Source organism: Enterobacter cloacae complex sp. P6RS, from assembly GCF_014982245.1.
GTDB lineage: Bacteria > Pseudomonadota > Gammaproteobacteria > Enterobacterales > Enterobacteriaceae > Enterobacter > Enterobacter bugandensis.
The window spans coordinates 42,115-51,300 of record NZ_JADCLB010000006.1 but is presented as its reverse complement, the minus strand read 5'-3'; the positions used below and the strand labels follow the sequence as shown (position 1 = coordinate 51,300).

Sequence of the window (9,186 nt, the reverse complement as noted above, 5' to 3'; positions counted from 1 at the left end):
CGCGCGTTTTTTTCATCATATATAGATTCATTGACTTTCATTTTTTTCTCATCATGACTTTTCTATTAAGCTTAGTATATTTTATGTGTGGTGTAAATCAAACTGTGCAGGATATGGCTTTTAACTCTTTTTCTATCTTTTTATATAGTTGAGGGAGTGAGTTAAGATCAAGATTTTATTTTCAATAACTTATTCTTACAATTGGGTTTTTATTGTTTCTGATTTTTTTCAAAAAATATTTCTTTCGTATTATTACTTTTTAACGTTGAGAGACTTGTGGCCATTTAATGTTGCGATTGTTGGTTTTTTTATATGGGTATTTAACAATTCTGAGTGAATTGTGATATAGTTGTTAATTGTGATGTGGTGAAAGATACGTCATGCGGCAATTGTGAGCGTTACACTTTTCCCTTCAGTCATGTTTTTTCGCTCAATTCGCTCTCCAAAATTCAAGTCACGGATAGTTACTAAATTTGTTTATAACAGATCCCGGCCACAAGGCCGGGGGCTGTTTTTCAGAAAGCAGTCTCATTCATATGCTCGTTACTGTATATGAAGATTGGTATCGCTTAGCTATCAATTTCCTCCAAAAATCGAAGTGTCAGAAATAACAGCTTATAAGAATGTTTTATTTTTGTTTTTTATGGATTGAGTTTACTACTCATGACTCCCTCTCTTTGAGTTATCAGATATGACTTCAAGGTGTACGTTAACTCTGTGGTGATTCAGATCACCCTTTCGGGAACACCCAAACATGCTTCTCCGGCAGCGAAAGATGGCAGTGCTGCGGATCCCGAACCTCATGCCCATATGCGCGAATGACAAAATCATCTCCCGGCGTGCGGAACAGATACTCCCAGCGGTCGCCAAGATACATGCTGGTAAGCAGCGGCAGCTCAAGCTGATTTTCCCCCGGCCCCTCAACCACCGCCACGCGCTCGACGCGGATCACCGCCGTAGCGTCAGCACCGCTCTGCACCCCTTCACCGGCCTGCCCCCACAGCACCCATCCTTTCCCCTCGATACGCGCTCTGCCGTCGCGCACGTCGGTGACCTTGCCGTGCAGGCGGTTGTTGCTGCCCATGAACTCGGCGGTAAACAGCGTTTTCGGCGAGCCGTACATCTCCTGCGGCGTGCCCTGCTGCTCAATTTTGCCGTTGTTCAGCAGCAGGATGCGGTCGGATATGGACATCGCTTCGTTCTGGTCGTGCGTCACCATCAGCGCGGATAACCCGAGCTTGATAATCAGCTCGCGCAGGAACACGCGTGCCTCTTCGCGCAGCTTGGCGTCGAGGTTGGAAAGCGGCTCGTCCAGCAAAATCACCGGTGGGTTGTACACCAGCGCGCGGCCAATCGCCACGCGCTGCTGTTGCCCGCCGGAGAGCTGGTGCGGGTGACGTTTGCCAAGATGGCCCAGACCCAGCTGGTCCAGCACGTCCTGCACGCGCTGCTGGATCTCTTTGGCCGAAACTTTGCGCAGCTTGAGCGGATAGGCCACGTTCTCAAATACGGTTTTGTGCGGCCACAGGGCATAGGACTGGAACACCAGCCCCAGGTTACGCTCTTCCGCCGGGATCTCACTGCGCGGCGTGCCGTCGTAAACTTTATTGTTGCCAATGACAATCGACCCCTGCGTCGGTTTTTCCAGACCCGCGACGGCACGCAGCAGGGTGGTTTTGCCGCTGCCGGAGGGGCCTAACAGGGAGACCACTTCGCCGCGCTTCAGGTTCATGGAGACACCTTTTAAAACAGGATTGTCGCCGTAGGTTAAGTGCAGATCGTCAACCGCTAATTCAATCATGTATTTTCACTCCGAAACGAAGGGCAATGCCCAGACCTACCACGACCAGCAGGATATTAATGAAAGAGAGCGCCGCCACGATATCAATGGCACCCGCGGCCCAGAGGGAAACCAGCATCGAGCCGATGGTCTCCGTGCCGGGTGAAAGCAGGTACACACCCGTTGAATATTCGCGTTCAAAGATCAGAAACATCAGCAGCCACGAACCGATCAGACCGTAGCGGGAGAGGGGAATGGTCACATGGCGGGTGATCTGCCCGCGCGTCGCCCCGGTGCTGCGCGCGGCTTCTTCAAGCTCTGGCCCCACCTGCAGCAGCGTGGAAGAGATAAGCCTCAGCCCGTAAGCCATCCACACAACGGTATAGGCCAGCCAGACGCTAAAGATGGTGCTGCGCAGCGAACGCAGCCAGACGATGACGTTCTCGCGCATCCAGTCGGTCCAGGCGAACCCGGAAAGCCAGCCGGATTTCAGCGAGTTGTCCAGCCACATCGGCAGGAACAGGAACACCCACAGGAACGCCAGACCGGCAAGCAGCCCCGGCACGGCGCGCGGCACCAGCACGCTGTAGTCCAGGAAGCGCGTGGTGTTGTCCGGTTTACGGTGCATCGCAATCCCGACAAACAGGTAGCACGCCACGGCCAGCGCGCCGCCAATCACCCCAATTGCCATGGAGTTGACGATGGCACGCAGCAGGTTGGGCTGTGCCCAGATGGTGCGGAAAGTGCTCAGCGAAAGCTCATCCCACAGCGAAACGCCCACACCCCAGTTGGAGATAAACGCGCGCAGCACCACGCCGAGCAGCGGCACGCCGATGGTGACGGTGAGCCAGAAGGCAACCACCGCTCCGGCAACCCAGCGCCATTTGCCCAGCGGTAACGCGCGAGCCTGCGAGGCTTTCCCTTTCATAGTGACGAAGCGGTTGGCGGTGCGCATCAGACGACGCTGGAGCATCACCAGCGGGATGGTGATGCAGATCAGCACCACGGCAACCGCCGCCATCAGGTGATAGGAAGGCGTGCCGAGCTTGTTCGTCAGCTGGTACAGGTAGGTTGCCAGCACCATATTGCCTTCCGGATCGCCGAGCACCAGCATCAGGCCAAACACTTCCAGCCCGAGGAAGAACAGCAGCACGATGGCGTACAGGATCGACGGCCGCACCATCGGCAGGCTGACGGAGGTCATCACCTGTAGCGGAGAGGCACCCGCAATGCGCGCGGCTTCTTCCACATCAGAGCCGACGCTGCGCAGCGCGGATGAAATATAGAGATAGGCATGCGGCACGTGCGTCAGTCCAGCAATGACCACGATGCTCGACATATCGTAGATGTTCCACGGCACAAAGCCGATCAGCGCCTGCGCCCACAGGGACAGAAAGCCCACGGGACCGGCAGCCACCACATAGCCAAAGCCGAGCACCATCGGCGATACGAAAATGGGGACCAGGATCAGCGGTTCAATCAGGCGGCGGCCGGGCAGGTCGGTGCGAACCATCAGAAACGCCAGCACGCCACCCAGCGGAATGGCGATGATGACCAGCCCGAAGGCGAGAATAAAGCCGCTTCTCAGGGCCTTATAGAAATCAGGGTCGGTGAAGATAAAGCCAAATGATTCAAGGCTCCACTCTTTTGCCGGAGAAAAGAACGGAGCGGACAGGAAGCTCTGTATCACGATAAACGACAGCGGCGTGTAGATAACCAGAGCGGTTATCAGCACGACGATGCCGCGCGGCAGGCTTTGCCACTTTCTGCGTAATGTATTCATGGGGTATCCCTGGTGTTGCAGCCCAGTAAAACGAACTCAGTCGACAGGGAGCGCGACGGCGTGCGCCGCGCCCGAACGCTTATTTGGCGGCGGCTGCACGCCACTCTTTGATGTACTCCAGGCGTTTTTTCGGCTGCAGGTACTCCAGCAGCGTTTCATCAACCGGGATCGGCTTCAGCGCGTTACCGAGGATTTTGGTCAGGCCGTCAATATCATTTTTGCCTTCGATATCGTTACGGATGGAGGGAATATCCGCCTGACTGGCCAGAATGCTTTGCCCTTTTTCAGACAGCACATAGTCCAGCCACAGTTTTGCCGCATTGCTGTTTTGCGCCTGCTGGCTGATGAACGACACGCGCGAGAGCACCAGCGTGTAATCTTTCGGGTACGAAATGCCGAGAGAAGGATCGTTCTTCGCACGGGCTTCAGCATAGGATCCGAGGATGTTAAAGCCGATCAGGTTTTCACCGGAGGAAACCCTCTCCATCATGGTGCCCGTTGATGACTGCACCGCTAAGCCGCCTTTGGCGACGTCGGCCAGGGTTTTAAAGTAGTTTGGATCGGCCTTATGATCCTGCACGGAAAGCATAAAGCCAAGACCCGATTTTTCGATGTCGTAGGTGGTGACTTTGCTCTTGAATTTGTCCGTCTGGCTGGCAATCAGCTTCGCCAGCGCGGCGTGAGAATCCGGCACGTCGCCAGCCGGGATCAGGCGCTTGTTGTAGATAAAGACCACTGGTTCATAGGTGGTGCCGTATGCCTTATCTTTCCAGACTGCCCATTTCGGTAGCTGACTTTGCTCCGGCGATTTGTACTCCATGGCGTAGTCGGTGGCGAGTTTCAGCCCGGTGTCCATTGAGGAACTCCAGACCACGTCGCCGCTACCGCCGCCGGAGGCCTGTTCGCTGATAAAACGGTTGTACAGCTCGGTGCTGTTCATGTCGTTGTATTCAACTTTGATGCCCGGATAGGTTTTTTCGAAACCCGCAATCAGCGGCCCGGCGGCTTTGGTGTCGGTGGTGGAGTAAATCACCACCTTGCCCTCTTTGGTGGCGGCATCGACAACTTTTTGATACTCAGCAGGATAGCCCTGCGGCAGGGCAGAGAGTGCAGAAGCAGAGAACAGGACGGTAGCGGTAAGCAGAGAAATTCGGAACGTGTTCGACATTATAGTTAACCTTTTAGTTACATTTGAGGAACTAATTGTCAACATAGCGTAAAGCGCGCCTCCGACAATAGGGAGGCGCGGGCAATGATTCCGAAGTGTGACTGTCACCATCGTTTCAGCAATTAACACCATAAAATCCGCGAACGTTTGCCTGCGAACGGTTTCGGATTACGGTTTATCGTCGGCTTTGCGGTATAGCCGCCGTGGATGACCAATATTGCCATACAGCATTTCGACGATGATTAACCCGCTCTCCACGCAGTATTCCAGGTAGCGACGCCCCGTGGTTTTGCTGATCCCCACGTTTTCCACCACCTCTTCAACCGACATCGCGCTGTCGGGATGTTCGGCGAACAGGCGTTTAATCCTTTCCAGCGTTTGGGGTTCAATGCCCTTTGTCGACGGCGTAATGGAGGCTTCCGCGGCAGGCAGATTAAACAGACGATCCAGCGCGTGCTGGTCGACCACCTTCACCTGCTGCACGGTGTGGACGAAGCGCATAAACCGCTCCAGCGAGGCGTGCAGGCGCTGGAAAAAGACGGGCTTGATCAGGTAGTCAAACGCGCCGCTGCGCATGGCATGGCTGCAGGTCTGCATATCGCTGGCGGCGGTGATGAAGATCACCGAGCATTCATAGCTTTTCAGCAGCGGGTTATCGATGAGCTCCACGCCTTTACCGTCCGGGAGATAGTTGTCCAGCAGGATAAGCCGCGGCTGATGCTGACGAATCAGGCGGCATGCCTGCTCAATCGACGCGGCGATGCCCACCACGCGCAAGTGAAAATTCTGCTCGATATACTCGCGATGCAGTTCCGCCAGGTGCGGTTCATCTTCAACGATCACAACGTCAAGTGGTTGGGTCATGCTGTTGTCCATTGGGAATAAACACAGAAAAAATGGTGCCCTGCGGCGTGTTGTCGGCGATCTCTATACTGCCGCCCGCTTTCCTGATATAGCCTGCCACCAGAAACAGGCCAATACCGTGCTCGGTACCCACAATGTCGTTTTCACTTTCCGGTTTGCTGCTGAACCCCTGGCGGAAAATGTGTGGCTTCACCGCCTCATCCACACCGCAGCCTTTGTCTGCCACCTCTATCAACAACTCCTGGTTGCGGTCAGAAATGTAGAGTTCCACCGGCACGGGGACCGGTGCCTTAAGGGTCGCGTCCACCGCGTTATCCAGCAGGTTACCAATAATGGACATCAGCTCCGTTTCGTTGAGCGTGCCGGGCATGCGGGTGAGCTGGCAGGCCGGGTCAAATTGCAGTTCAACGCCTTTTTCGCGCGCGCTGACGTATTTTCCTAACAGCAGCCCGCACAGGGCCGGAGAGACAAAATGGGCGGAGACAAAATCCAGCACGCGCTGCGCGCCTTCTGACTGCACCTGGATGTAACGGATCGCCTCGTCATAGTGTTTCATCTGCAGCAGCCCCACCAGCGTGGCGGTCCAGTTCAGCTGCTCGTGGCGCATAATGCGCAGGTTGTCCGCATAGCGCTTGATCTGGCTCAGTTGGCTGCTGAGGGTGTTAATGTCGTTTTTGTCGCGAAAGCTGTACACCCAGCCGCTTTCAACGCCGGGTTCGACCTCAATCGCCACGCGGTTAACGATCACCTCTCGCTGGTTAAGCACTGCGATTTGGTCGTGGCGACCAGCGCTTACCGAGGCGTAGCGCTGGGATAAAAAGCCCGGCGACGTCTGCAGAACGTCTTCCAGCGGTTTGCCGATAAGTTCTTTCTCACTTTGATGAATATCGAGCATCTCCCTGGATGCCCGGTTAATTAAAATCAGCCGCTTCTCTTCATTGATGGCAAATACCCCCTCGTACATGGCTTCTAATAGCGCGCGTTGCTGCAAAACCAGCTGGGCGATATCTTTCGGCTCAAGGCGGAACATCTGCTTTTTAAGATTGCGGGTAAACAGCCAGGAGAAAATAAACAGCAACAGCAGAAGGGCAATACCGTACAGTCCAGCCTGCCAGAGAATGCGGGCGTTAATATTGGCGATATACGAGGTCAGATAGCCGACCGAGACGATGCCAATGACCTGATGCTGCGCATTAAAGATTGGCGCTTTGCTGCGCAGCGACACCCCAATCCCGCCCTGACGCACGGAAATAATGGTTTTGCCTTTTAACACCTCCGCATTATCCCCTCCAATCATCGGTAAATTAATGCGCTCCGGTGATTCCGAATGATAAAGGTGCTGTTCCCGGGTATCGCCAATCACAATATAGCTGGCATCGCTTTCGGCACGCAGCGGCTGTATTAAGCGGGCGATACCGGGGATATCTCTGGCTGCCACCATTTCCGGCAGACCCGGTATCAGGGCGATTTCACTGGCCTGAACCCGGGCGCGCTGGCCCAAATCGTGGTGTAGCTGTCGGTCAATAAAATGAAACAGGATCGTTCCCAGCAGAACTAACAGCAGGCAGGAGAAGCACACCAGCGCTAAAAACAGCTTTACCTGAAAAGAGAGTCTGCGTTTCATTCAACCTGTGCTAGCCCTATGAAAGTGAGAGATTTGCGGAGCCTGACATGTGCCAATAGCGGACGCAATCTGGCGAGAAAAGAGTTGTGACCTGGCTTTTCGTTTTCGGCGTTATAGCCATCAGGATCCCGTAAGGCTATGCTTCATTCAGCACGATAATAATTACAGAGGCAATGTCATGGATAAAGAACTACTGGATGAGGGGTACCGGGCCTATACCGGCGAGAAAATTGACGTTTATTTTAATACCGGGATCTGCAAACACTCAGGTAACTGCGTGCGTGGGAGCGCAAAGCTGTTTAATCTGAAACGTAAGCCGTGGATCATTCCCGATGAAGTGGACGTTGAAACGGTTGTACGCGTGATTGATACCTGCCCGAGCGGTGCGCTGAAGTATCGCCAAAAATAAGCGAGGAACCATGGATATTCTGGAAGGCCATAACAAGTTTTACGTGAATGATGAGAACGGCAACCAGGTCGCAGAGATTGTCTTCGTGCCGACCGGCGAGCACCTGAGCATTATCGAGCACACTGATGTGGATGAGAGCCTGAAAGGGCAGGGCGTCGGTAAACAGCTGGTGGCGAAAGTGGTGGAGAAGATGCGTGGTGAGAACCGCAAAATTATTCCGCTGTGCCCGTTTGCGAAGCATGAGTTTGATAAGACGCGGGAATATGACGATATTCGGGCGTAAATAACGCGCCCGGCAGCACGCCGGGCACGAGTACGTCTAGCCAACAAACATCACCGACACGCACAGCACGCCGACGATCAGCGTCAGCATGCTGCCAATGGAGCGGTACGGTTTCAGGGAAGGGATCAGATACGTCGACAGCGTCGGCATGATAAACAGGATCATGGCGATAAGCGGGCCGCTGATGGCGTAAATCATCGAGATGGCGTTCGGGTTAATGCAGCAGACCGCAAAGGTGATTAACGACACCCCCATAATGGAAATCGCGCGGTTAAAGGCGCGGCTCTTTTTAATCCCCACCTGATTAAGCGACGACTTCACGATCTCCGTCGCCCCTTCAATCACCCCAAAATAGGTGCCGAGGAACGATTTCGACATCGCTACGATCGCCACGATAATCCCGGAAATGCCGAGCCAGGCTGGGGAAGACGTCATCATCGACAGCGCTGACAGAATCGTCACCCCCTGCTCTTTGGCGACCATAATATAGGACGGTGGGATAGAGAGCAGGCAGCTGAAGACAAAGAACAGCACGCTCAGGCAGATAATCAGGTACGCCACCTTCATGATCTTCTTGCATTTATCCATGGCACCGTCGGCAAACTTCTCGCGACGGTCAACGGCAAACGTTGAGATAATCGGGGTATGGCTAAAGGCAAACACCATCACCGGAATTGAAATCCATACCTGATGCAGCGTTTGGCGATCGAAAGCCATCTGGCTGGTGAGCAACGAGGGCTGCCAGCTTCCGGTGAGATAGATCGAGACAAACAGGAAATAGGCAATCAGCGGAAACACCAGGAAGCCCATCACTTTTATCGTGATATGCCGTCCCATCAGGAAAATCAGATTCAATACCAGCACCACCCCCAGGCTGACCAGCACGCGAACGGTGGTGTCCACCGTCAGGTGTTTTGCCAGCTGCTCGGTTAACGAGTTGGTAATGGCCACCGCATAAATCTGCACCACCACAAAAAAGGCGATGAAATAGAGCGTGGTGATCAGATTGCCAATCTTCTTACCATAGTAGTGGGAGACGGCGCCGGTGATCCCTTCATTACCTTTTGTGTTTGACGAGAGAATAAATTGCGCCAGCGCCCGGTGCGGCCAGTAGGTTAATGGATAGGCCACGAGGGCGGTGATAAACAGGACAATAGCGCCTGCGGAGCCCAGCTGAATGGGCAAGAACAGCGTTCCTGCGCCCACGGCCGTGCCATAGAGAGCGAAACTCCAGAGAGTCTCATCTTTTGACCAAATTTTCGACATTAGAGCAAC

General features: G+C 54.1%; 8 protein-coding genes. 2 read left to right on the top strand and 6 right to left on the bottom strand.

All coding sequences use genetic code 11. The features are described from left to right. Nucleotides 1-730 precede the first annotated feature (730 nt). The 5 genes from INF73_RS04065 to INF73_RS04045 form a co-directional block, all read right to left on the bottom strand. Complete coding sequence (locus INF73_RS04065; RefSeq protein ID WP_193541373.1) at nt 731-1,801, bottom strand: ABC transporter ATP-binding protein; 1,071 nt, start codon at nt 1,799-1,801, stop codon at nt 731-733. After that, nucleotides 1,794-3,563: an iron ABC transporter permease gene (locus INF73_RS04060; protein ID WP_045260923.1), complete on the bottom strand. Its 1,770-nt coding sequence runs from the start codon at nt 3,561-3,563 to the stop codon at nt 1,794-1,796. Before INF73_RS04060 ends, INF73_RS04065 begins: the two co-directional genes overlap by 8 nt. 79 nt (nt 3,564-3,642) lie before the next feature. After that, on the bottom strand, nt 3,643-4,731 hold the full coding sequence (locus INF73_RS04055) for an ABC transporter substrate-binding protein (protein ID WP_028014307.1): 1,089 nt from the start codon (nt 4,729-4,731) through the stop codon (nt 3,643-3,645). Between the two features lie 168 nt (nt 4,732-4,899). Continuing rightward, nucleotides 4,900-5,595 (bottom strand): response regulator, encoded by a 696-nt coding sequence (locus INF73_RS04050; RefSeq protein ID WP_120301907.1) that lies wholly within the window; start codon nt 5,593-5,595, stop codon nt 4,900-4,902. After that, complete coding sequence (locus tag INF73_RS04045; RefSeq protein WP_193541375.1) at nt 5,579-7,219, bottom strand: sensor histidine kinase; 1,641 nt, start codon at nt 7,217-7,219, stop codon at nt 5,579-5,581. The genes INF73_RS04050 and INF73_RS04045 overlap by 17 nt, the downstream gene beginning before the upstream one ends. Nucleotides 7,220-7,397: 178 nt before the next feature. Here INF73_RS04045 and yjdI point away from each other — a divergent pair, with 178 nt between their 5' ends. Next, nucleotides 7,398-7,628, top strand: a complete 231-nt coding sequence (gene yjdI / locus INF73_RS04040) for a 4Fe-4S mono-cluster protein YjdI (RefSeq protein ID WP_041908367.1) — start codon at nt 7,398-7,400, stop codon at nt 7,626-7,628. 10 nt (nt 7,629-7,638) lie between these two features. Further along, nucleotides 7,639-7,911 (top strand): GNAT family N-acetyltransferase, encoded by a 273-nt coding sequence (locus tag INF73_RS04035; RefSeq protein ID WP_028014304.1) that lies wholly within the window; start codon nt 7,639-7,641, stop codon nt 7,909-7,911. A gap of 36 nt (nt 7,912-7,947) precedes the next feature. Here the strand turns inward: INF73_RS04035 and INF73_RS04030 are convergent, their stop codons facing one another. Then, the gene (locus INF73_RS04030) at nt 7,948-9,177 is read right to left on the bottom strand and encodes an amino acid permease (RefSeq protein WP_193541378.1); all 1,230 of its coding nucleotides are present in this window, start codon (nt 9,175-9,177) and stop codon (nt 7,948-7,950) included. Nucleotides 9,178-9,186: the final 9 nt, after the last annotated feature.